Here is a 20,057-nt window from a genome sequence, read left to right as displayed (position 1 = left end):
ACCCGGAAGCTAAGCCTCTCAGCGCCGATGGTACTGCAGGGGCGACCCTGTGGGAGAGTAGGACACCGCCGGACTTCCTTTACAGAAATGGCCACCCCTTGGGGTGGCCTTTTCTGCTTTATAGGCTTGTGCGCAGGCAGCAGGGAGAGAAATGTCGGACCACGAAGAGGACGCACGGCGCAGAGACGCCCGTGACGACAGCTCACCGCGCGCGCGCAAGCCTGAGCAGCACCGGCGCGGTGACGGCGATCGCCGTCACGTTCGGGGCGAAGGAACGGGGCGCGCAGACGGCGGCAATCGACCGTACAGCGACAGGCGAGAGGACGGCCGCTCGTACGGTTCCGGCTCGCGCGACGACAACTCGTCTTCGTATCGGTCGTATGGAGATCGGTCGTATGGAGATCGGTCGCGCGGTGACCGTCCGCATGGCGACAAGCCGCGAGGCGACCGTTCTTACGGCGAGCGTTCGTACGGTGACAAGCCCCGAGGCGACCGTCCGTACGGCGAGCGTTCGTACGGTGACAAGCCCCGAGGCGACCGTCCGTACGGCGAGCGTTCGTATGGCGACCGGCCGCGTGGGGATCGTCCGTACGGTGACAGACCGCGAGGCGACCGCGCTCAGGGTGAGCGCTCGTTCGGCGACCGGCCGCGTGGCGATCGTCTCTCCCGTGACAAGCCCCGGGGTGACCGTTCTTACGGCGACCGATCGCGCGGTGACCGGCAATTCGGCGACAAGCCGCGTGGGGATCGTCCGTACGGTGACAAACCGCGTGGGGATCGTCCGTACGGTGACAAACCGCACGGTGAGCGCCCACACGGTGAGCGCCCGCGTGGCGACCGCCCATATGGCGACCGCCCACGGGGCGATCGCCCCTACGGTGACAGGTCGCGTGAGAACCGTCCGTACGGTGACAAGCCGCGTGGCGATCGCCCGTACGGTGACCGTCCGCGCGAGGAAGGTCGTTACGGTGACCGGCCTCGCGGGGACCGTGCTCATGGCGAACGCTCCCGTGGAGATCGGCCGTACGGTGACAAGCCGCGTGGGGATCGCCCCTACGGTGACAGGTCGCGTGGGGATCGCTCGTACGGTGACCGTCCGCGTGGGGATCGCTCGTACGGTGACCGTCCGCGTGGGGATCGCTCGTACGGCGGCGCGGGCGCGTCGAAGCGTGGTTTCGCGGACGGGGGGAGCGGACGTCCCTCATACGATGCGCGACCGCCCCGTGACGTTCGCGAATCCTATCCGGCCGATCCGGCGCTGCCCGACGACATCACGCCGAAGGACCTGCATCCGGCTGCCCGCAACGAGCTGAAGACGCTGAGCAAAGAGAACGCCGAGCGCGTTGCCCGGCACCTCGCCATGGCTGCGCAGCTCATCGACGACGATCCGCAGGCCGCGCACGAGCACGCCCTCGCCGCATCGCGGCACGCCGGCCGCATTCCGGTCGTGCGCGAGACCGTGGCCATCACGGCCTACGCGATGGGCGACTTCGCCCTGGCGCTGCGCGAGTTGCGCACCTATCGCCGGATCTCGGGGCGTGAAGACCAGATCGCGCTCATGGTCGACAGCGAACGCGGCGTCGGGCGTCCCGAGCGCGCGCTCGAGCTCGGCCGGTCGGTCGATCGCACGGCCCTGCCCACGCCGGTTCGCGTCCACCTCGCTATCGCGATGTCGGGCGCCTGGCTCGACCAGGGCGATCCGGTGCGCGCGCTGCAGGAGCTGGAGATCCCCGAGGCCGACCCCGATCGCGCCTTCGAGTGGAGCCCCGCGCTGTTCGCAGCCCGGTCCGAGGTGCTCACGGAGCTCGGAAGGACCGGCGAAGCGGAGCACTGGCAGCGCCTTGCCGACGTGGCCGCGGACGCGCTGGACGCGGCATCCGGCGTCGGCCAGGACGAGGTGATCGTCATCGAGGATCTCGCCGAAGGGCTGGAGGATTCCTCGGACGGCGACGAGCCCGCCGAGGGGTCGGATGCCGAGGGGTCGGATGCCGAGGAGCCGGCGGACGTGTCCGCCATGTCGGAGGTCGAGCCCGACTCGAGCGACGACGAGCCCGAGCCCGAGCCCGAGCCCGAACCCGACACCGAGCCCGAACCCGACACCGAGCCCGAACCCGACGACGTCACCGGACCCGACGCCCACGCCGATCCCGAGGCCGAGGCCTGATGACGCTGTTCGGCCGTTCGCGCAGGGCTTCCACGGCGACGCCGCTGGACGGGGTCGACACGATCCTCGCCGACCTCGACGGCGTCGTCTACGCCGGCTCCGGGGCGCTCCCGTATGCCGTCGAGAGTCTGAACCGCGCCGGCGACGGCCGCCGTCTGGGCTACATCACGAACAACGCGGCGCGGACCGACGCGAACGTGGCCGCGCACCTGCGCGAGCTGGGACTGACCGACACCACCCCCGACGACATCGTGACCAGCCCGCAGGCGGCGGTGCGCCTGCTGCGCACGAAGATCGACCCAGGCGCCACAATCCTGGTCGTCGGGGGCGAGGGCCTGGTCGTCGAGGTCGAGAAGGGCGGCTACACCGTCACCCGCAGCGCCGACGACGCTCCGGCGGCGGTGCTGCAGGGCTTCTCGCCCGACGTCGCCTGGACCGACCTCGCAGAAGCGGCGTTCGCGCTGAAGGTTCCCGAAGACGAGGGCGGCATCCCCTGGATCGCCACCAACACCGACTGGACGCTCCCGCAGGCACGGGGCGTCGCCCCGGGCAACGGCACCCTCGTCTCGGCCGTGCACACTGCGGTCGGGCGCCTCGCGACCGTCGCCGGCAAGCCCGAGCCGCCGATCTTCCACGAGGCGGTGGCGCGGTTCCAGGCGCGGTCGCCGCTGTTCATCGGTGATCGGCTCGACACCGACATCGCCGGAGCGCAGGCTGCCGGCATCCCCTCCGCGTTCGTCCTGACCGGGATCGACCGGCCGAAGCATCTGCTGGCGGCGCCGCCTACGAGCCGGCCGACCTACATCCTCGAAGACCTGCGCGAGCTGTTCGAGCCGTACCCCGAGACCCTCGTCGACGGGGCCACCACGCGGGTCAGGGACGCGGTGGTCCGCGTCGACGGCCCCGATCTGCGCATGGTCGCGGCGGGGTCGCGACCCATCGACCTCGTGCGGGCCGCCGCCGCGGCCGTCTGGAGCTCCGGACGGGCGATCTTCGGGTTCACGGTGCAGGAGGAGTTGTACGCCGATCCGTTCTTCCGCCCCTGAGTGAGGGTGGGCCCCGGATAGCATGGGGGCATGGCGGATGAGGAGCGCACCGAGCTGATCAGCCGGCTGCGGGTGATCGAGGGTCAGCCGCTGGCCGAGCGCGCCGACGCATACGCGGCGCTGCAGGACGAGCTCGCCCGCGAACTCGAGCCGAAGCACCCGACCGGGCCGGCCACGCCGCAGGGCACATGACGGCGCGCCTCGACCAGGTGCTGGCCGCGCGCGGACTCGCGCGCTCGCGCACGCACGCACAGACTCTGATCGCCCAGGGCGTCGTCAGCGTCGACGGCCAGGCCGTCGTCAAGGCGTCGACTCCGGTCGGCGACGACGCGAGCGTCGAGGTCGCGGCATCCGACCACTACGTCAGCCGTGCCGCGCACAAGCTGCTGGCTGCGCTCGACGCCTTCGATGTGCGCGTGGCCGGCCGGGTCGCCCTCGACATGGGCGCGTCGACCGGCGGGTTCACCCAGGTGCTGCGCGAGCGCGGCGCACGTCCGGTGATCGCCGTCGACGTCGGCCATGGCCAGCTCGCCGGCCAGGTCGCCGCAGACCCCGAGGTGCATGCCGTCGAGGGCTTCAACGTGCGCTACATGACGCCCGAATCGCTGCGCACGGCGAGCGGGGTGGATGCCGCGCCCGCCGTGATCACGGGGGATCTGTCGTTCATCTCGCTCACGCACGTGCTGCCGGCGGCGCGTGCGGTCGCCGCGCCCGACGCCGATCTGGTGCTGCTGATCAAGCCGCAGTTCGAGGCCGGCCGCACCGCGGTGAAGGGAGGCCTGGTCACCGCCCCCGCGGTGCGGGCCGAGGCCGTCGCCGACGTGCTGTGGGCGGCGTGGGACGAGGGCTTGGTCGTCCGGGGCCTGATCGCGTCGCCGATCGCCGGTACGCACGGAAATCGCGAATACGTGGTGCACCTGACATCGGCGCCCGGCGCCGATCCGTCAGAATGGATGGGCACTGTGAACGAACTGACGGGGATCTCATGACGACGCACCAGCGCAGCATCCTCGTCGTCGCGCACGCCCAGCGCGTCGACGCTGTCGATGCTGCCGTCCGCATCATCGGGTCGCTGCGCGCGGCCGGCGCCCGGCCGGTGCTCGCACCCGACGACCGCACCGAGCTGGCGACCATGCGCGACGAGTTCGCCGGCATCGCCGTCCTCGGCGACGACGTGCCGGTCACCGACCTCGAGCTGGCCATCGTGCTCGGCGGCGACGGCACGATCCTGCGCGCGGCCGAGCTCGTGCGGGGTGGCACGGCGCCGATCCTCGGCATCAACATGGGGCACGTCGGCTTTCTCGCCGAGATCGAGCCCGACGACATGGACGGCGCGGTGCACCGCGCGATCGCCCGCGACTACCGGGTCGAGGAGCGCCTCGCCCTGTCGGTGCGGGTGAAGGATGCCTCAGGCCAGGTCATCTATTCGACATGGGCTCTGAACGAGGCCACCGTCGAGAAGGCCAGTCGCGAGCGCATGCTCGAGGTCGTCGTCGAGATCGACGGCAAGCCGCTGTCGACGTTCGGCTGCGATGGCATGGTCGTCTCGACGCCCACCGGCTCGACCGCGTACAACTTCTCGGCCGGCGGCCCGATCATCTGGCCGACCGTCGAGGCGATCGCCGTGGTGCCGCTGTCGGCGCACGCGCTGTTCGCCAAGCCGTTGGTCGTCGGCCCCGAGACGGCTGTCGCGATCGAGGTGCTCGAGCGGACGAACGGCACGGGCATCCTGTGGTGCGACGGCCGGCGCTCGCACGAGCTGCCGCCCGGCGCGCGCGTGGTCGTGCGCCGTGCGACCGAACCGGTGCGCCTGGCGCGGCTGCACCCGGCGGCCTTCACCGACCGGCTGGTGCGCAAGTTCCGCCTGCCGGTCAGCGGATGGCGCGGCCCGAGTGAGCCCGGAGCCATGGCGTGATCGAGCACCATGGCGTGAGCAAGCTGGGAGCCGGGGGCGTGGGCAAGCAGGGAGCCGTGGCGTGAGCAAGCAGGGAGCCGTGGCGTGATCGAGCAGATGCAGCTGCGCGACCTCGGCGTGATCGCCGAGGCCACGCTGCCCATGGGCCCCGGCTTCACCGCCATCACCGGTGAGACCGGCGCGGGCAAGACGATGGTGGTCACCGGCCTCGGCCTGCTGCTCGGCCAGCGCGCCGACTCGGGCGCGGTGCGCGCCGGGGCGGCGCAGGCGTCGGTCGACGGCGTGTGGAACGTGCCCGAGAGCGGCCCCGTCGCCGATCGCGTGCGCGAGGCCGGGGGAGACGTCGAGCCCATCGGCGGCGGGCGCGCGGAATTGTATGTCGGACGCACCCTGACCGCCGAGGGACGCAGCCGCGCGAGCGTGGGCGGGCGCAGCGCACCGGCGGGAGTGCTCGCCGACCTCGCCGACGAGCTCGTGGTCGTGCACGGCCAGTCCGACCAGCTGCGGCTGAAGTCGGCCGCCGCGCAGCGCGACGCCCTCGACCGCTTCGGCGGCGAGCCGGTCGCGGCCGCCCTCGCCGCCTACCGGGAGCGCTACGGCGCGTGGCGCTCGATCGACCACGAGCTGACCGCCCTGATCGCCGACCGCGAGGTGCGCGTGCGCGAGGCCGACCACCTGCGCGCAGCTCTCGCCGAGATCGAGGCGGCCGATCCGCAACCCGGTGAGGACGACGACCTCGCCCGGCGCGCCGAGCGCCTGGCGAACGTCGAAGAGCTGCGGCTGGCCGCGGCCACCGCGCACGTCGTGCTATCAGGCGAGGACGACGCCCCCGATGTCACGGCCCTGCTGGCCGAGGCGCGGCGCAGCCTCGAGCGCGGCGGCGGCAGCGATCCGGCCCTCCAGTCCTACGCCGAACAGGTCGCCGACCTCGGCTACCGCGTCGCCGACCTCGCGGCGGGTCTGTCGGGGTACCTCGCCGACCTCGACGAATCGGGGCCGCACGAGCTGGCCGCCGTGCAGGAGCGCCAGGCGACCCTTTCTGCACTCGTGCGCGCGCACGGCACTCTGGACGCGGCGATCGACCTTCTGCAGACGGGATCGACCCGGCTCGCAGAGCTCGACGACGACGGGGACCGGATCGAACGGCTGACCGCTGCGCGCGAGGATGCGGCATCCACCCTCGACGACGCCGCTGCGGCGCTCACCGCCGCCCGTCAGGACGCCGCGGTGCGCCTCGGCGCCGACGTGACGACGGAGCTGCAGGCCCTGGCGATGCCGGACGCGCGGGTCGAGGTGACGGTCGAGCCGGGCGGCGAGTCGGCCCACGGCCGCGACGACGTCGCGATCCTGCTCGCGCCGCACCCCGGCGCGCAGCCCCGTCCGGTCTCGCGCGGGGCTTCGGGCGGCGAGCTCAGCCGCGTCATGCTCGCGATCGAGGTCGTGATCGCCGCGACCGACCCGGTGCCGACGTTCGTGTTCGACGAGGTCGACGCGGGCATCGGCGGGGCGGCGGCGATCGAGGTCGGCCGGCGCCTGCGGCGACTCGCGCGCAGCGCGCAGGTGATCGCTGTGACGCACCTGGCGCAGGTCGCCGCGTTCGCCACCAACCACCTGAGCGTCGTGAAGGCGAACGACGGCACCGTGACCTCGTCGAGCGTGCGGCGCCTGGACGGCGGCGAGCGCGAGATCGAGATGGCGCGGCTGCTGTCGGGATCGGACTCGGACGCGGCCCTCACCCATGCCCGCGAGCTGCTCGAGACCGCCGACGCGGACTCGTGACGCGGCCGGCGACGGTCCCTGTGACGCTGCTCGGCGCAGACACGCGGACGCGCCCGACCGCGCCATGACGTCCTCGGCAGACTGATAGGATAAAAGCCCGTGATGCATACTTCTGGCGCTGACAGTTCTGATCCTCTGGTCGACACGGCAGCGGACACCACGGCAACAGGCGACACCACCAAGCACATCTTCGTGACCGGCGGTGTCGTCTCGTCATTGGGCAAGGGCCTGACGGCCGCGAGCCTCGGCAACCTGCTCACCGCCCGCGGCCTGCGCGTGGTGATGCAGAAGCTCGACCCGTATCTGAACGTCGACCCCGGGACGATGAACCCGTTCCAGCACGGCGAGGTCTTCGTCACCGACGACGGGGCCGAGACCGACCTCGACATCGGGCACTACGAGCGCTTCCTCGATGTGGACCTGAACCAGGCCGCCAACGTCACGACCGGGCAGATCTATTCGCGGGTGATCGCCCGCGAGCGCGCCGGCGAGTACCTCGGCGACACCGTGCAGGTCATCCCGCACATCACCGACGAGATCAAGCGCCGCATGCGCCTGCAGGCCGACGCCGACCCGAAGCCGGATGTCATCATCACCGAGGTCGGCGGCACGATCGGCGACATCGAGTCGCAGCCGTTCATCGAATCGGCCCGCCAGATCCGGCACGAGCTGGGGCGGCAGAACGTGTTCTTCGTGCACGTGTCGCTGCTGCCGTACATGGGCGCCTCGGGCGAGCAGAAGACCAAGCCGACGCAGCACTCGGTCGCGGCCCTGCGCTCGATCGGCATCCAGCCCGACGCGCTCGTGCTGCGCAGCGACCGCCCCGTCACCGAGGCGAACAAGCGCAAGGTCGCGCTGATGTGCGACGTCGACGAGCGCGCCGTCGTGAACGCCGTCGACGTGCCGAGCATCTACGACATCCCGACGATGCTGCACGACCAGGGCCTGGACGAGTACATCGTGCGCACCCTGGGCCTGGGCAAGGCCCACGACGTCGACTGGTCGCGATGGCAGAAGGTGCTCAACGCCGTGCACAACCCCAAGCACGAGGTGACGATCGGCCTGGTCGGCAAGTACATCGACCTGCCCGACGCCTACCTGTCGGTCACCGAGGCGCTGCGCGCCGGAGGCTTCGGGCAGGAGACCCACGTCAACATCCGATGGATCCCGTCGGACTCGTGTGAGACGCCCGAGGGCGCGAAGGCGGCGCTGTCGAGCCTCGATGGCATCGTCGTGCCGGGCGGCTTCGGCATCCGCGGCATCGAGGGCAAGCTGGGCGCGCTGCGCTTCGCCCGCGAGCAGGGCATCCCCACCCTGGGGCTGTGCCTGGGCCTGCAGTGCATGGTGATCGAGTACGCCCGCAACGTGGCCGGCATCGCCGGGGCGTCCTCCAGCGAGTTCGACCCCGACACCGCCGACCCCGTGATCGCGACGATGGCCGAGCAGGTCGACATCATCGCCGCCGGGGACCTCGGCGGCACGATGCGGCTGGGTCTGTACCCCGCCGACCTCGCCGAGGGGTCGCTGGCCGCGGAGCTGTACGGTGCGACGTCGGCCTCCGAGCGCCATCGCCACCGCTACGAGGTCAACAACGCGTACCGCGGCCGGCTCGCCGAGGCCGGGCTCTCGTTCTCGGGGCTCTCGCCCGACCGCAACCTGGTCGAGTACGTCGAGCTGCCGCGCGACGTGCATCCGTACTACATCGCGACCCAGGCGCACCCCGAGCTGCGCTCGCGGCCGACCGAGCCGCACCCGCTGTTCCGCGGGCTCGTCGGCGCGGCGCTGGAGCGGCACCGCGCCAGCGAGCTGTTCACCGATGACAACGGCGACTGAGCGCGCGATGGCCGAGCTGCTGCGCGATGAGCCGGTGAAGGCCGACGTGATCTCGAGCGAGCTCGTGTATCGCGGCCGGGTGTGGGACGTGCGACGCGACACGTTCCGTTACAACGGCGAGGAGCTCGTGCGCGAGTACGTCGCGCACACCGGCGCGGCCGCCGTCGTGGCGCTGGACGACCAGGAGCGGGTGCTGCTCATCCAGCAGTACCGGCATCCGATCCGCCACCGCGACTGGGAACTGCCGGCGGGTCTGCTCGACGTTTCGGGCGAGCCACCCGAGGATGCCGCGCGGCGGGAGCTCGCCGAAGAGGCCGACATCGCCGCCGACGACTGGGCCGAGCTGGCGAGCGTGTTCACCACGCCCGGCGGCAACGACGAGATCGTGCACATCTTCCTCGCCCGCGGGCTGTCGGCCGCCGAGGGCGACTACGTGCGCGACGCCGAAGAGGCCGACATCCGAGTCGAATGGGTGCCGTTGCAGGATGCCGTGACCGCCGTGCTCGAGGGGCGTATGCGCAACGGCATCCTGTCGGTGGGGATCCTGGCCGCCGCGGAACGGCTGCGACGCGGGGTGTGAGATGCGCCTGGACCGGGCAGTGGACGCGTTCCTGCGGCACATCACGGTCGAGCGCGGGCTGAGTGAGAACACCGTCGCCGCCTATCGGCGCGACCTCGGCGGCTACCTCGACTGGATGCGCGCGCACGACGTCGTCGACTCGTCGGCGGTGAACCCGGCGCTGATCGCCGAGTTCGTCGCCGCGCGGGGTGCCGCCGAGCCGCGGCCCGCGGCATCCAGTCTCGCGCGTCTGCAATCCTCGGTGCGCAGCCTGCACCGGTTCCTCACCCGCGAGGGCATCGACGCCGCCGATCCCACGGCGCGGATGCATCCGCCCAAGCTGCCGCAGCGGCTGCCCAAGGCGCTGACGATCGACCAGGTGGAGCGTCTGCTGGCCGCCCCCGACCCGAACGAGCCGATCGGGCTGCGCGACCGGGCGCTGCTCGAGCTGCTGTACGCGACCGGAGCGCGGGTGTCGGAGATCGTGCAGCTGGACGTCGACGACGTCGGGCACGGCGACGTGCTGCGCGTGCGCGGCAAAGGGGCCAAGGAGCGGATCGTGCCGATCGGGGAGTACGCGCGCGACGCGCTCGACGGGTACCTGACCCGGGTGCGCCCGGCACTGGCGGCGCGGGGCCGGGCGACGCCGAAGCTGTTCCTGGGTGCCCGCGGCGCGCCGCTGTCGCGACAGAGCGCGTGGCTGGTGATCCGGCAGGCGGCCGAGCGGGCACGGCTGAGCGCGCACGTGTCGCCGCACACGCTGCGCCACTCGTTCGCGACGCATCTTCTGCAGGGCGGCGCCGACGTGCGGGTCGTGCAGGAGCTGCTCGGGCACGCCTCGGTGGCGACGACCCAGATCTACACGCATGTCAGCGTGGACGCGCTGCGAGACGTGTACGTCTCGTCGCATCCGCGCGCCCGGTGAGGCCTGCGGAGCGGGCCAGTATGCGACATCCCACGGATGCACCCGGTGAACACGCGGCGGGATCGTTAGAATCGAGCGGACGACACGGACGAGAGCGGGAGACCGGTGGCGGTAAGTACGGCGAAGAAGACGACGGTTGCGAAGGCCGCGGGCAAGAAAGCCGGCGCTGAGCCCATCGGCCCGACCGGACGTCCGTACCACGGGTTCGCGACGCCGCCGGCCCTCGCAGGCCATGGCCCGGCGCGCATCATCGCGCTGTGCAACCAGAAGGGCGGCGTGGGCAAGACCACGACCACGATCAACCTGGCGGCGTCGCTGGCAGGCTACGGGCGCAAGGTGCTCGCTGTGGACTTCGACCCGCAGGGCGCGCTGTCGGCGGGACTCGGCATCGCGACCCACGACATCCCCACGATCTACGACCTGCTGCTGGACTCCAAGCGCGACGCGCACGACGTCATCGTGCATACCGCCGTCGAGGGGCTCGACCTGCTGCCGGCGAACATCGACCTGTCGGCCGCCGAGGTGCACCTGGTCAACGAGGTCGCGCGCGAGCAGATCCTCGCCCGCACGCTGCGGGCGGTCAGCGGCGAGTACGACGTCATCCTGATCGACTGCCAGCCCTCGCTCGGCCTGCTCACCGTGAACGCGCTGACGGCCAGCCACGGCGTGATCATCCCGCTGGAGTGCGAGTTCTTCGCGCTGCGCGGCGTGGCGCTGCTGATCGAGACGATCGACAAGGTGCGCGACCGGCTGAACCCCTCGATCACGCTCGACGGCGTGCTGGCGACGATGTACGACCCGCGCACGCTGCACTCGCGCGAGGTGCTCGAACGCGTCGTCGAGGCCTTCGGCGACGACGTGCTCGAGACCGTCATCGGTCGCACGGTGAAGTTCCCGGATGCCTCGGTGTCGGGCATGCCGATCACCGAGTTCGCCCCTGAGCACCCGGCCGCCCAGGCCTATCTGCGATTGGCACGGGAGCTGGTCGACCGTGGCGCCGTCGCCTGAGACGGCGCCCGAAGGCCACGAGCCGTCGCCTGACACGGCGCCCGAAGAGGCAGGGCCGTCGCCTGACGCGGAACGCCAGCCGGTCGTTGAGCGAGCGCAGCGAGACGAAACGACGTCCGCTGACGACGCCGGCTTCCGGGTCTCGCTGGGTGTGTTCGACGGACCGTTCGACCTGCTGCTCACGCTGCTGAGCAAGCACGAGCTCGACATCACCGAGGTGGCCCTGTCGAAAGTGACGGGGGAGTTCATCGCCTACCTGCGCGAGCTGCAGTCCGACGACGAGCTGGACGAGGCATCCGAGTTCCTCGTGGTGGCGGCGACCCTGCTCGACATGAAGGTGGCGGGGCTGCTGCCGCAGGGCGAGCTCGTCGACGCCGAGTCGGTCGCCCTGCTCGAGGCGCGCGACCTGCTGTTCGCCCGGCTGCTGCAGTACCGGGCGTTCAAAGAGGTCTCGGTGTGGTTCGCGCGGTGCCTGCAGCGCGAAGACGTGCGCCATGCCCGCTCCGTGCGGCTCGATGAGAAGTACCGGCGCAAGGCGCCCGAGCTGGCCTGGACGCTGTCGGCCGACGACTTCGGTGCGATCGCGGTGCTGGCGTTCGCGCCGAAGGAGATCCCGTCCGTGCGGCTCGACCACCTGCACGCCCCGCTGGTGAGCATCCGCGAACAGGCGGCGGTCGTGGTGACGCTGCTGCGCTCGGCGGGTACGCTGTCGTTCCGCGAGCTCGTCGCGGGGGTCACGCAGACGGGGGTCGTGGTGGCGCGGTTCCTGTCGGTGCTCGAGCTGTATCGCCACGCCGCGCTGTCGTTCGAACAACTCGAGCCCCTGGGCGAGCTGACACTGCGCTGGACGGCCGAGCGCTGGAGCGAAGAGAACCTGGCCACGTTGGGAGCCGACTATGACCGATGACGCTGCGCCAGGCCCTTCGGGCCCGCCGAGCGAGCAGCCGACCCTGACGAGCAGGCTCGAGGCGATCCTGCTGATCGTCGAAGAGCCGCACAGCCTCGTGTCGCTGGCGACCGCCGTGGGGGCGCCCGTGCCCGCCGTGCGCCAGGCGATCGAGACCCTCGTCGCGGACTACGACGGCGAGGGCGGCGGACCCCGCCGCGGGTTCGAGCTGCGCGAGGTCGGCGGCGGCTGGCGGCTGTACGTCCGCGAGGAGCATGACGCCCTCGTCGCCGAGTTCGTCGGCACGCAGGCGCCGGCGCGGCTGTCGCAGGCGGCCCTCGAGACCCTCGCGGTCATCGCGTACAAGCAGCCCGTGTCGCGCGGGCAGGTCGCGTCGATCCGGGCCGTGAACGTCGACTCCGTCGTGCGCACGCTGCTGGCCCGGGGCCTGGTCACCGAGGTCGGCACCGACCCCGAGACCGGGGCGATCCTGTACGGCACGACCGACGCCCTGCTGGTGAACCTGGGCATCAACTCGGTCGACGAGCTGCCCCACATCTCGCCGCTGCTGGACGACGTCGACGACATAGGCTCGGACGGCCTGGACGAATCGCGGGTCGGAAGGGGGAGCGGGCGATGACACACGCCGAGGGTGTGCGCCTGCAGAAGGCCCTCGCACACGCGGGAGTGGCTTCGCGCCGGGTCGCCGAAGAGCTGATCGCCGCCGGCCGCGTGCGCGTGAACGGCCAGGTGGTCGACGAGCTCGGCTCGCGCATCGACCCCGAGAGCGACCTCATCGATGTCGACGGCGTCGCCGTGCAGCTGGACCAGACGAAGCGCTACGTCATGCTGAACAAGCCCACGGGCATCGTCAGCTCGATGCGCGACGACCGCGGACGGCCCGATCTGCGGCGCTTCACGAAGGAGTGGGACGAGCGCCTGTACAACGTGGGGCGGTTGGATGCCGACACCAGCGGTCTGCTGGTCCTCACGAACGACGGCGGCCTGGCCCATGTGCTCGCCCACCCCTCGTTCGGGGTCACCAAGGTGTACATCGCCAAGGTGCGCGGCACCGTCACCCCGCAGACGATCGGACGCCTCACGCGCGGCTTCGACCTCGACGACGGCCCCATCCACGCCGACAAGGCGCGACTGCTGGACCGGTCCGCCGGCACGAGTCTGGTCGAGCTGACCCTGCACTCGGGCCGCAACCGCATCGTGCGCCGCATGATGGCCGAGGTGGGGCATCCCGTCGTCGACCTCGTGCGCCGCCAGTTCGGGCCCCTTCACCTGGGAACTCTCCCCGTGGGTTCGGTGCGCGAGTTGACTAAAGTGGAACGCGGCGCGCTGCTCACTCTGTCGCGCCGTGAGCCTGCGGACCCCACTCCGCCGGAGGATGATCCGGAGACCTCGTGAGCGATATGACGACCGTGCCTGCACGCGGTGCTGCACGCACCTCGGGGACGGTGCGGATCGTCGGGTCGGGGCTGCTCGGGGCGAGCATCGGCCACGCGCTGACCGCGCTGGGCATCGACGTCGCGCTCGACGACACCTCGCCGGCGGCGCTGCGCCTGGCCGTCGACTACGGCGCCGGCCGCACCGCCCGCGCCGACGACCGGCCGCGCCTGGTCGTGGTCGCCGTGCCGCCGGATGTCACGGCCGCCGTGATCGCGCACGAACTGGCCGCCTTCCCCGACGCCGTCGTCACGGACGTCGCCAGCGTCAAGCTCGAGCCGTTGCGCGCCCTGCGGGAGCGCGGCGTGGACCTCACGCACTACATCGGCTCGCACCCGCTGGCCGGACGTGAGCGGGGCGGGGCGATATCGGCCCGCGCCGACATCTTCATCGGGCGGCCGTGGGTCGTCTGCCGCGACGCCGAGACGAGCGCCGCCGATCTGGCCGTGGTCGAGGGCCTCGCCCTGGACCTCGGCGCGATGCCGCTGGAGATGGACCCCGCCGAGCACGACCGCTCGGTCGCGTTGACCTCGCACGTGCCGCAGCTGGTCGCGAGCCTGCTCGCGGGGCGTTTCGTCGACGCCGCCGAAGGGTCGCTGCAGCTGGCCGGGCAGGGCGTGCGCGACACGACCCGCATCGCCGCATCGGCCCCGGAGCTGTGGGTGCAGATCCTCGGCTCGAACGCCGGACCGGTCGTCGACATCCTCGATGCGCTCGCCGGCGACCTCGCGGGCGTCGCCGACGCGCTGCGCCACCACGATGCGCCGGGCGCGCGCCGGGCCGTTGCCGACACGATCCGTCGCGGCAACGAGGGCGTCGACCGGCTGCCCGGCAAGCACGGCCAGAACCGCCGGTTCGACCAGGTGGTCGTCATGGTCGACGACACCCCGGGCCAGCTCGGCCGCCTGTTCGGCGAGCTCGGCGAGCTCGATGTGAACGTGGAAGACCTGCGCCTGGAGCACTCTCCGGGCGCCCAGTTCGGCCTCGCCGAGATCAGCGTCACCCCGGCCGCCGTGCGCCGCGCGGTGGACGGCCTGACCGAGCGCGGCTGGAAGATTGCGAGCAGCACCATTGACTGACATCGTCATCGTCGCCATCGACGGACCCGCCGGGTCCGGCAAGTCGAGCGTCTCGAAGCAGGCGGCCCGTGCCCTCGGCTTCGGGTACCTCGACACCGGCGCCGCCTACCGGGCTCTCGCGTGGCACGTGCTCGAGCGGGGTGCGGACACCGCCGACGCCGACGCGGTGCGGGCTGCGGCATCCGACTTCCCATACGCCATCTCGCTGGATCCGGACGACTACTGGGTGCGGGTCGGCAACGTCGACGTGACCGCCGCGATCCGCGAGCCGCGGGTGTCGTCGGCGGTGAGCCCGGTCGCGCGCATGCCCGAGGTGCGTGCCCAGGTGAACGCCCTGTTCCGGCGGCTGGCCGCCGAGTCGGCCCGGCCGGGCGTGGTGATCGAGGGGCGCGACATCACCACCGTCGTCGCCCCCGATGCGCCGGTGCGGATCCTGCTGACCGCGGCCCCCGAGGTGCGCGCCGCGCGCCGCAGCGCCGAGCTGGTGGGCCACGATGCCGCGGACGTCGCGGCGGCCCTCCACAAGCGCGACGCATCCGATTCCACGGTGGTCGACTTCCTCAACGCCGCAGAGGGCGTCCAGGTCGTCGACTCCACCGAACTCGACTTCGCGCAGACCGTCGATGCGGTGCTGCGCGTCATCCACCAGAAGCAGGAGAGAGCCCATGGGCGCTGACGACGAATACGAGGGCGGGCCCGACCACCTCGCCGAGCGGCTCGCCGCGATGGACGAAGACCTCGCCGACCGGCGCGCCGACGCCCTGCGCGCGTCGCTGGACGATTACGAGCTGGAAGATGAGGATGCCGAGCTGCTCGAGGGCGTCGCCCTCGGCGAGGACGGCATCGAGTACCTGCCGGCCCTGCCGGTCGTCGCGATCGTCGGCCGGCCGAACGTCGGCAAGTCGGCGCTCGTGAACCGCATCCTCGGCCGGCGCGAGGCCGTGGTCGAAGACACCCCGGGCGTCACCCGCGACCGCGTGATGTACAAGGCGGAGTGGATGGATCGCCCGTTCACGCTCGTCGACACGGGCGGATGGGAGCCCGACGCCAAGGGCATCGACCGTTCGGTGGCCGCCCAGGCCGAGGTCGCGATCGACCTGTCGGACGTCGTGCTGTTCGTCGTGGACGCCATGGTCGGGGCCACCTCGACCGACGAGCACGTCGTGCGACTGCTGCGCAAGTCGGGCCGGTCGGTGTTCCTCGTCGCGAACAAGATCGACGACGCCCGGCAGGAGCCCGAGGCCGCGGCTCTGTGGAACCTGGGCCTGGGGGAGCCGCACCCGGTCTCGGCGATCCACGGCCGGGGCGTGGCCGACCTGCTCGACGAGATCCTCAAGGTGCTGCCGGACGAGTCGGCCGTGGCCAAGCAGGAGATCGGCGGCCCGCGCCGCGTCGCGATCCTCGGCCGTCCGAACGTCGGCAAGTCGTCGCTGCTGAACAAGGCCGCCGGCGAAGAGCGCGTGGTCGTCAACGAGCTGGCGGGCACGACCCGCGACCCGGTGGACGAGATCGTCGAGCTCGGCGGCAGGCTGTGGCGCTTCGTCGACACGGCCGGCATCCGCCGCCGGGTGCACCTGCAGCAGGGCGCGGACTTCTACGCGTCGCTGCGCACGTCCGCCGCGCTCGAGAAGGCCGAGGTCGCCGTCGTCGTGCTCGACGTGTCGCAGCCGATCAGCGAGCAGGACATCCGCATCATCGACATGGTGCTCGAGTCGGGCCGCGCGCTCGTGCTCGCCTACAACAAGTGGGACGTGCTGAGCACGCCCGAGTTCGAGAACATCGACCGGCGCCGCTACCTCGAGCGCGAGATCGAGCAGGACCTCGCGCACGTCGCCTGGGCGCCGCGTGTGAACATCTCGGCGCGCACCGGTCGGCACCTCGACAAGCTTGTGCCGGCGCTCGAGACGGCGCTGGAGTCGTGGGACACCCGCATCCCGACCGGCAAGTTCAACGCGTTCCTGGCTGAGCTCGTTGCCGAGCACCCGCACCCGCTGCGCGGCGGCAAGCAGCCGCGCATCCTGTTCGGCACGCAGGCGGGCACGCGTCCGCCGACGTTCGTGCTGTTCACGACCGGATTCCTCGACCCCGGCTACCGCCGGTTCGTACAGCGCCGGCTGCGCGAGCTGTACGGCTTCGAGGGCTCGCCGATCGTGATCAACATGCGCGTGCGCGAACGTCGCCAGCGCTGAGCGCGTGCGACGCTGCGTGACGCGGCGGGCCCCGGCATCCTCGCACTGTGACAGGCTGGAACGGTGAGGATCGAGTATCCCGAGTTCGGCGAGCATCGGCGTCCGTCCGGTCCGCGCGACCCCGGCGATGCCTGGGTCGTCACCGACGAGGGCGACCGGTACTGGGGCCGGTACGGCGCGGCGGGACTGCTGGCGTACGACCGCGACCGCGGCGTGCTGCTCCAGCACCGCGTGTCGTGGAGCCACTTCGGCGACACGTGGGGGCTGCCCGGCGGCGCGCGTCACGAGGGCGAGTCGGCGTGCGACGGCGCGCTGCGCGAGGCGCAGGAAGAGGCGGGCGTGCCCGACGGCGCCGTGCGCGCCCGGCTCGAGAGCGTGCTCGATCTGGACGTCTGGACGTACACGACGCTTGTCGGCGACGTGGTCGACCCGTTCGAGCCCGTGATCAGCGACCCCGAGAGCCGGGCGCTCGAGTGGGTGCCGGTCGACGCGATCACCGATCGGCCGCTGCACCCCGGGTTCGCCGACGCGTGGCCGCGGCTGCGCGGGCTGCTCGAGCTGCGCCCGGCGGTCGTCGTGGATGCGGCGAACGTGATCGGCTCGGTGCCCGATGGATGGTGGCGCGACCGCGCCGGTGCGGCGTCGCGGCTCGTGGACCGCGTGGAGCGCCTCGCGAAGCGGGGAGTCGGCGCCGCCGCCCTCGACCTTGCCGAAGACACGTGGTTCCCCGAGTTCTCGGTCGTCGTCGAAGGGCAGGCGAAGGCGATGGATGCCGCCGCCGACGGTGTGCGGATCGTGCGGGCCGCGGCATCCGGCGACGACGCCATCGTCGATCAGGCCCGGCTGCTGGCCGAGGCGGGGCGCCGCGTGACCGTCGTCACGAGCGATCGCGAACTCGTCGATCGTGCGCACGACGTCGGCGCCGGCACCCGCGGCACCCGCTGGCTGCTCGACCTGCTCCCCGCGTAGCCCCCGGACCCCCGCCTCAACCCAGCTCCGCTCAGCTCAGCCCAGCCCAGCTCCGCTCAACCCGGCCCAGCCCAGCTCAGCTCGGCTCGGCTCAACCCAGCTCAGCTCAGCTCAGCTCGGCTCAGCTCAGCTTGCCGCACCGAATCCATAGGGATTGGGCGAGTCAACACCCTATAGGGCATGGATTCGCCCAGTCCCTATGGATTCGGGCCGTCTCACCGCCCGCGCAGGCGGTCGATCTCGCGGCGCTCGCGCTTGGTCGGGCGCCCCGCACCCCGATCGCGCTGCGCGACGACGGGAGCAGGGTCGCGCGCGGGGGTGCGATCCTCCATGGCGGTTGCGGCCACGGCCGCGCCGACCCGCTTGGCGATCGTCTGGCGCACAACCAGGATCCGGTCGAAGCCGGCGATCCGAACCCGCAGTTCATCGCCGGGCCGCACGGCCTGGGCGGCCTTGACCCGCTCGCCGTTCACGCGCACGTGCCCCGCCCGGCATGCTGTCGTCGCCGCCGAGCGCGTCTTGTACACGCGCACGGCCCAGAGCCAGGCATCCACCCGCACGGAATCAGCCATGCGCCAGCCGTTCCATCCGCGGTCCGATCTGTCGCCCGCGGACGGCTCGGACCATGCCCGCCGCGATCAGCCCCTGGCCCAGGCAAGAGGTCAGCATGACGAGCGGACTCGTCCCGTCGTCGTCCGCGGCGAGGGCTGCCACGTGCACGATCGACACGACGACGTAGGGGAGGAAGCCCACCCACCGGGCGGCAAGCGACACTGGCGGCACGGGTCCATCGTAGGCGCGCGCCGCGTGGCGTTCGCGGCGACCCGACCCCGTCAGGCCGCCTGATCGTCGAGCGTCAGCTGCACGATGGCCAGGTCGGGCTTGGGGCGCGCGACCTCTTCGAACCCGGCGGCGAGGAACACCGACAGGATGCCGATGTACAGGTCGTTCGTCGGCCGCTTCGTGCGCGGCACGTCGACCGGATACGCCTCGAGCACCCGGGCGCCGTTCGCGCGCGCGTGGTCGACAGCGGCCTGCAGCAGCTCGTGGTTGAGTCCCTTACCGCGGAACTCGCGGCGCACCACGAAGCACGTCACCGCCCAGACGTCCGGATCGTCCCAATCGTGCGGCGAGGCGGCGAACGTGCGTGTGTGCGCCAGGCGTGTCTGGGCCGTGCGGGGCCCGACGCGCACCCAGCCCGCGGCTTCGCCGTCGACATAGGCGATGAGGGCGGGGGAGGGCGCGGCCTCGAGTTCGGACCGCAGCATGTCGGTGCGCTCTTCGCGGGACGTGTTCTGCCAGTCCTTGTTGCGCAGCATCCACCACTGGCACTGGCAGCTGGCACCGTCGCCGCCCCCGGTCAGCGCGTGCTGCGCGTCGTCGAAGCGGCCGGCGGTGGCGGGTTCGATCGTGATCGTTGACATGTCCGCGACCGTAGTCGGCGGGTCCGACATCGACAAGGGCGGGAACTGAAGTGGTCGGCGACGCCGTTGTCGCCGACTTCCGACAGCCTACGTTCGCGGCGCGGGAAGCCGGGTAACGTTTCGGCATCGTTGTCGATGGATGCCGCAGCCTGGCATGGTTCGGGTGTCGTTTCGCGCAGTCCGCCCGGACGGGTTAGGATGGTGGAGTTGTCCACTCCGGTGGGCATCGGGATGTGGCGCAGCTTGGTAGCGCACTTGACTGGGGGTCAAGGGGTCGCAGGTTCAAATCCTGTCATCCCGACGGAATGGGCTGTTGGCAATACTGATTGCAAAACAGCTGGAGAAAAGGGAAGGGCGCCTGCTTCGAGCAGGCGCCCTTCCCTTTTTCGTGTCTGCGGAGTTCGACGCGAGTCCGTAATGGTGATTTCTGGCGATCCTGGGAGAGAAAACACGAACGCGCCCGGTTTTCGGGCGCGTTCGCTTGTCCTGGTGTAGCGGGGGAGCATGCCGGCGTGCCGCCGGCGGGCGTTGTCAGCGCGTGAGGGATCTCACGTGCGCATCGGCGTCAGCGTGAGCGGGTCGCGTTCCAGAGCGCCTGGGGGCGTTGATGACGAGGTTGTTCGATTGCCCCGGGGGATGGTGAGGTCACCGTTGCCCGTGGTCTTGGTGTAGCGGTTGGCCCACACGCGGTCGCGGCGGCGGAGGATGGGAGCGCGCGGTGCAGTGCGCGCGCGTTCAATCGCCTGGTCGCTGAGGAAGGCGGCGATCTTGCGGAGGTTGTGGTTGACGATCAGGAGCGTCACGAGAATCTGTGCGGCGGCGATAC

21 protein-coding genes, 1 tRNA gene and 1 rRNA gene are annotated in these 20,057 nt (G+C 71.5%); 19 read left to right on the top strand and 4 right to left on the bottom strand.

Annotated elements, in window-relative coordinates; genetic code table 11:
• From rrf to AC3RX0_RS07700, 18 genes are all read left to right on the top strand, one after another.
• Positions 1-74: ribosomal RNA gene (gene rrf / locus AC3RX0_RS07785) — 5S ribosomal RNA — on the top strand; the annotation flags it as partial.
• A gap of 1,286 nt (positions 75-1,360) precedes the next feature.
• On the top strand, positions 1,361-2,164 hold the full coding sequence (locus AC3RX0_RS07780) for a hypothetical protein (protein WP_491505339.1): 804 nt from the start codon (positions 1,361-1,363) through the stop codon (positions 2,162-2,164).
• A complete protein-coding gene (locus tag AC3RX0_RS07775) occupies positions 2,164-3,210 on the top strand; it encodes an HAD-IIA family hydrolase (protein ID WP_491505338.1) in 1,047 nt (348 codons plus the stop codon). The genes AC3RX0_RS07780 and AC3RX0_RS07775 overlap by 1 nt, the downstream gene beginning before the upstream one ends.
• A 30-nt stretch (positions 3,211-3,240) precedes the next feature.
• On the top strand, positions 3,241-3,402 hold the full coding sequence (locus AC3RX0_RS07770; protein ID WP_491505337.1) for a hypothetical protein: 162 nt from the start codon (positions 3,241-3,243) through the stop codon (positions 3,400-3,402).
• Entirely contained in the window at positions 3,399-4,199 is an 801-nt protein-coding gene (locus AC3RX0_RS07765; RefSeq protein ID WP_491505336.1) for a TlyA family RNA methyltransferase, read from the top strand. The genes AC3RX0_RS07770 and AC3RX0_RS07765 overlap by 4 nt, the downstream gene beginning before the upstream one ends.
• Entirely contained in the window at positions 4,196-5,125 is a 930-nt protein-coding gene (locus AC3RX0_RS07760) for an NAD kinase (protein WP_491505335.1), read from the top strand. Before AC3RX0_RS07765 ends, AC3RX0_RS07760 begins: the two co-directional genes overlap by 4 nt.
• Positions 5,126-5,209: 84 nt before the next feature.
• Positions 5,210-6,904: a DNA repair protein RecN gene (recN, locus tag AC3RX0_RS07755; RefSeq protein ID WP_491505334.1), complete on the top strand. Its 1,695-nt coding sequence runs from the start codon at positions 5,210-5,212 to the stop codon at positions 6,902-6,904.
• A 102-nt stretch (positions 6,905-7,006) separates the two neighbouring features.
• Positions 7,007-8,737: a CTP synthase gene (gene pyrG, locus AC3RX0_RS07750; protein WP_491505407.1), complete on the top strand. Its 1,731-nt coding sequence runs from the start codon at positions 7,007-7,009 to the stop codon at positions 8,735-8,737.
• On the top strand, positions 8,721-9,317 hold the full coding sequence (locus tag AC3RX0_RS07745) for an NUDIX domain-containing protein (protein ID WP_491505333.1): 597 nt from the start codon (positions 8,721-8,723) through the stop codon (positions 9,315-9,317). The genes pyrG and AC3RX0_RS07745 overlap by 17 nt, the downstream gene beginning before the upstream one ends.
• A gap of 1 nt (position 9,318) precedes the next feature.
• A complete protein-coding gene (gene xerD / locus AC3RX0_RS07740; protein WP_491505332.1) occupies positions 9,319-10,221 on the top strand; it encodes a site-specific tyrosine recombinase XerD in 903 nt (300 codons plus the stop codon).
• A 174-nt stretch (positions 10,222-10,395) separates the two neighbouring features.
• Positions 10,396-11,229 carry a ParA family protein gene (locus AC3RX0_RS07735; protein WP_491505406.1) on the top strand — a complete coding sequence of 278 codons (834 nt, stop codon included), beginning with the start codon at positions 10,396-10,398 and terminating at the stop codon, positions 11,227-11,229.
• Between the two features lie 145 nt (positions 11,230-11,374).
• On the top strand, positions 11,375-12,136 hold the full coding sequence (locus AC3RX0_RS07730; RefSeq protein WP_491505405.1) for a segregation and condensation protein A: 762 nt from the start codon (positions 11,375-11,377) through the stop codon (positions 12,134-12,136).
• Entirely contained in the window at positions 12,126-12,755 is a 630-nt protein-coding gene (scpB, locus tag AC3RX0_RS07725) for an SMC-Scp complex subunit ScpB (protein ID WP_491505331.1), read from the top strand. The genes AC3RX0_RS07730 and scpB overlap by 11 nt, the downstream gene beginning before the upstream one ends.
• The gene (locus tag AC3RX0_RS07720) at positions 12,752-13,531 is read left to right on the top strand and encodes a pseudouridine synthase (protein ID WP_491505330.1); all 780 of its coding nucleotides are present in this window, start codon (positions 12,752-12,754) and stop codon (positions 13,529-13,531) included. Before scpB ends, AC3RX0_RS07720 begins: the two co-directional genes overlap by 4 nt.
• A gap of 5 nt (positions 13,532-13,536) precedes the next feature.
• Positions 13,537-14,649, top strand: a complete 1,113-nt coding sequence (locus tag AC3RX0_RS07715) for a prephenate dehydrogenase (protein ID WP_491505404.1) — start codon at positions 13,537-13,539, stop codon at positions 14,647-14,649.
• On the top strand, positions 14,642-15,325 hold the full coding sequence (cmk, locus tag AC3RX0_RS07710; RefSeq protein WP_491505329.1) for a (d)CMP kinase: 684 nt from the start codon (positions 14,642-14,644) through the stop codon (positions 15,323-15,325). The genes AC3RX0_RS07715 and cmk overlap by 8 nt, the downstream gene beginning before the upstream one ends.
• On the top strand, positions 15,315-16,838 hold the full coding sequence (gene der / locus AC3RX0_RS07705) for a ribosome biogenesis GTPase Der (protein ID WP_491505328.1): 1,524 nt from the start codon (positions 15,315-15,317) through the stop codon (positions 16,836-16,838). Before cmk ends, der begins: the two co-directional genes overlap by 11 nt.
• Before the next feature lie 63 nt (positions 16,839-16,901).
• Entirely contained in the window at positions 16,902-17,807 is a 906-nt protein-coding gene (locus AC3RX0_RS07700; protein WP_491505327.1) for an NUDIX domain-containing protein, read from the top strand.
• A 215-nt stretch (positions 17,808-18,022) separates the two neighbouring features.
• Here the strand turns inward: AC3RX0_RS07700 and AC3RX0_RS07695 are convergent, their stop codons facing one another.
• Genes AC3RX0_RS07695 through AC3RX0_RS07685 form a run of 3 tightly spaced genes read right to left on the bottom strand, consistent with a single transcriptional unit; the run spans position 18,023 to position 19,231 of the window.
• Positions 18,023-18,379 (bottom strand): RNA-binding S4 domain-containing protein, encoded by a 357-nt coding sequence (locus AC3RX0_RS07695; RefSeq protein WP_491505326.1) that lies wholly within the window; start codon positions 18,377-18,379, stop codon positions 18,023-18,025.
• A complete protein-coding gene (locus AC3RX0_RS07690) occupies positions 18,372-18,590 on the bottom strand; it encodes a hypothetical protein (protein WP_491505325.1) in 219 nt (72 codons plus the stop codon). Before AC3RX0_RS07690 ends, AC3RX0_RS07695 begins: the two co-directional genes overlap by 8 nt.
• Positions 18,591-18,640: 50 nt before the next feature.
• Complete coding sequence (locus AC3RX0_RS07685; protein WP_491505324.1) at positions 18,641-19,231, bottom strand: GNAT family N-acetyltransferase; 591 nt, start codon at positions 19,229-19,231, stop codon at positions 18,641-18,643.
• A 227-nt stretch (positions 19,232-19,458) separates the two neighbouring features.
• Between AC3RX0_RS07685 and AC3RX0_RS07680 the strand changes: the two genes are divergently transcribed.
• Positions 19,459-19,532: transfer RNA gene (locus tag AC3RX0_RS07680), tRNA-Pro, on the top strand.
• A 247-nt stretch (positions 19,533-19,779) separates the two neighbouring features.
• On the opposite strand, the gene AC3RX0_RS07675 is transcribed toward AC3RX0_RS07680, so the two are convergent.
• Complete coding sequence (locus AC3RX0_RS07675) at positions 19,780-20,034, bottom strand: hypothetical protein (protein WP_491505323.1); 255 nt, start codon at positions 20,032-20,034, stop codon at positions 19,780-19,782.
• Between the last annotated feature and the right edge of the window lie 23 nt (positions 20,035-20,057).

The organism is Microbacterium sp. W1-4-2 (assembly GCF_058349885.2).
Note: the sequence above shows the minus strand (reverse complement) of the source record. Positions and strands in the feature narration are given on the sequence as shown.

Coding starts and splice junctions, on each gene's coding strand:
- scpB (WP_491505331.1), top strand. CDS start 12,126: ATGACCGATGACGCTGCGCCAGGCCCTTCGGGCCCGCCGAGCGAGCAG.
- AC3RX0_RS07760 (WP_491505335.1), top strand. CDS start 4,196: ATGACGACGCACCAGCGCAGCATCCTCGTCGTCGCGCACGCCCAGCGC.
- AC3RX0_RS07695 (WP_491505326.1), bottom strand. CDS start 18,379: ATGGCTGATTCCGTGCGGGTGGATGCCTGGCTCTGGGCCGTGCGCGTG.
- AC3RX0_RS07770 (WP_491505337.1), top strand. CDS start 3,241: ATGGCGGATGAGGAGCGCACCGAGCTGATCAGCCGGCTGCGGGTGATC.
- AC3RX0_RS07720 (WP_491505330.1), top strand. CDS start 12,752: ATGACACACGCCGAGGGTGTGCGCCTGCAGAAGGCCCTCGCACACGCG.
- AC3RX0_RS07765 (WP_491505336.1), top strand. CDS start 3,399: ATGACGGCGCGCCTCGACCAGGTGCTGGCCGCGCGCGGACTCGCGCGC.
- AC3RX0_RS07745 (WP_491505333.1), top strand. CDS start 8,721: ATGACAACGGCGACTGAGCGCGCGATGGCCGAGCTGCTGCGCGATGAG.
- AC3RX0_RS07780 (WP_491505339.1), top strand. CDS start 1,361: ATGGCTGCGCAGCTCATCGACGACGATCCGCAGGCCGCGCACGAGCAC.
- xerD (WP_491505332.1), top strand. CDS start 9,319: ATGCGCCTGGACCGGGCAGTGGACGCGTTCCTGCGGCACATCACGGTC.
- pyrG (WP_491505407.1), top strand. CDS start 7,007: ATGCATACTTCTGGCGCTGACAGTTCTGATCCTCTGGTCGACACGGCA.
- der (WP_491505328.1), top strand. CDS start 15,315: ATGGGCGCTGACGACGAATACGAGGGCGGGCCCGACCACCTCGCCGAG.
- AC3RX0_RS07685 (WP_491505324.1), bottom strand. CDS start 19,231: ATGTCAACGATCACGATCGAACCCGCCACCGCCGGCCGCTTCGACGAC.
- AC3RX0_RS07715 (WP_491505404.1), top strand. CDS start 13,537: ATGACGACCGTGCCTGCACGCGGTGCTGCACGCACCTCGGGGACGGTG.
- AC3RX0_RS07775 (WP_491505338.1), top strand. CDS start 2,164: ATGACGCTGTTCGGCCGTTCGCGCAGGGCTTCCACGGCGACGCCGCTG.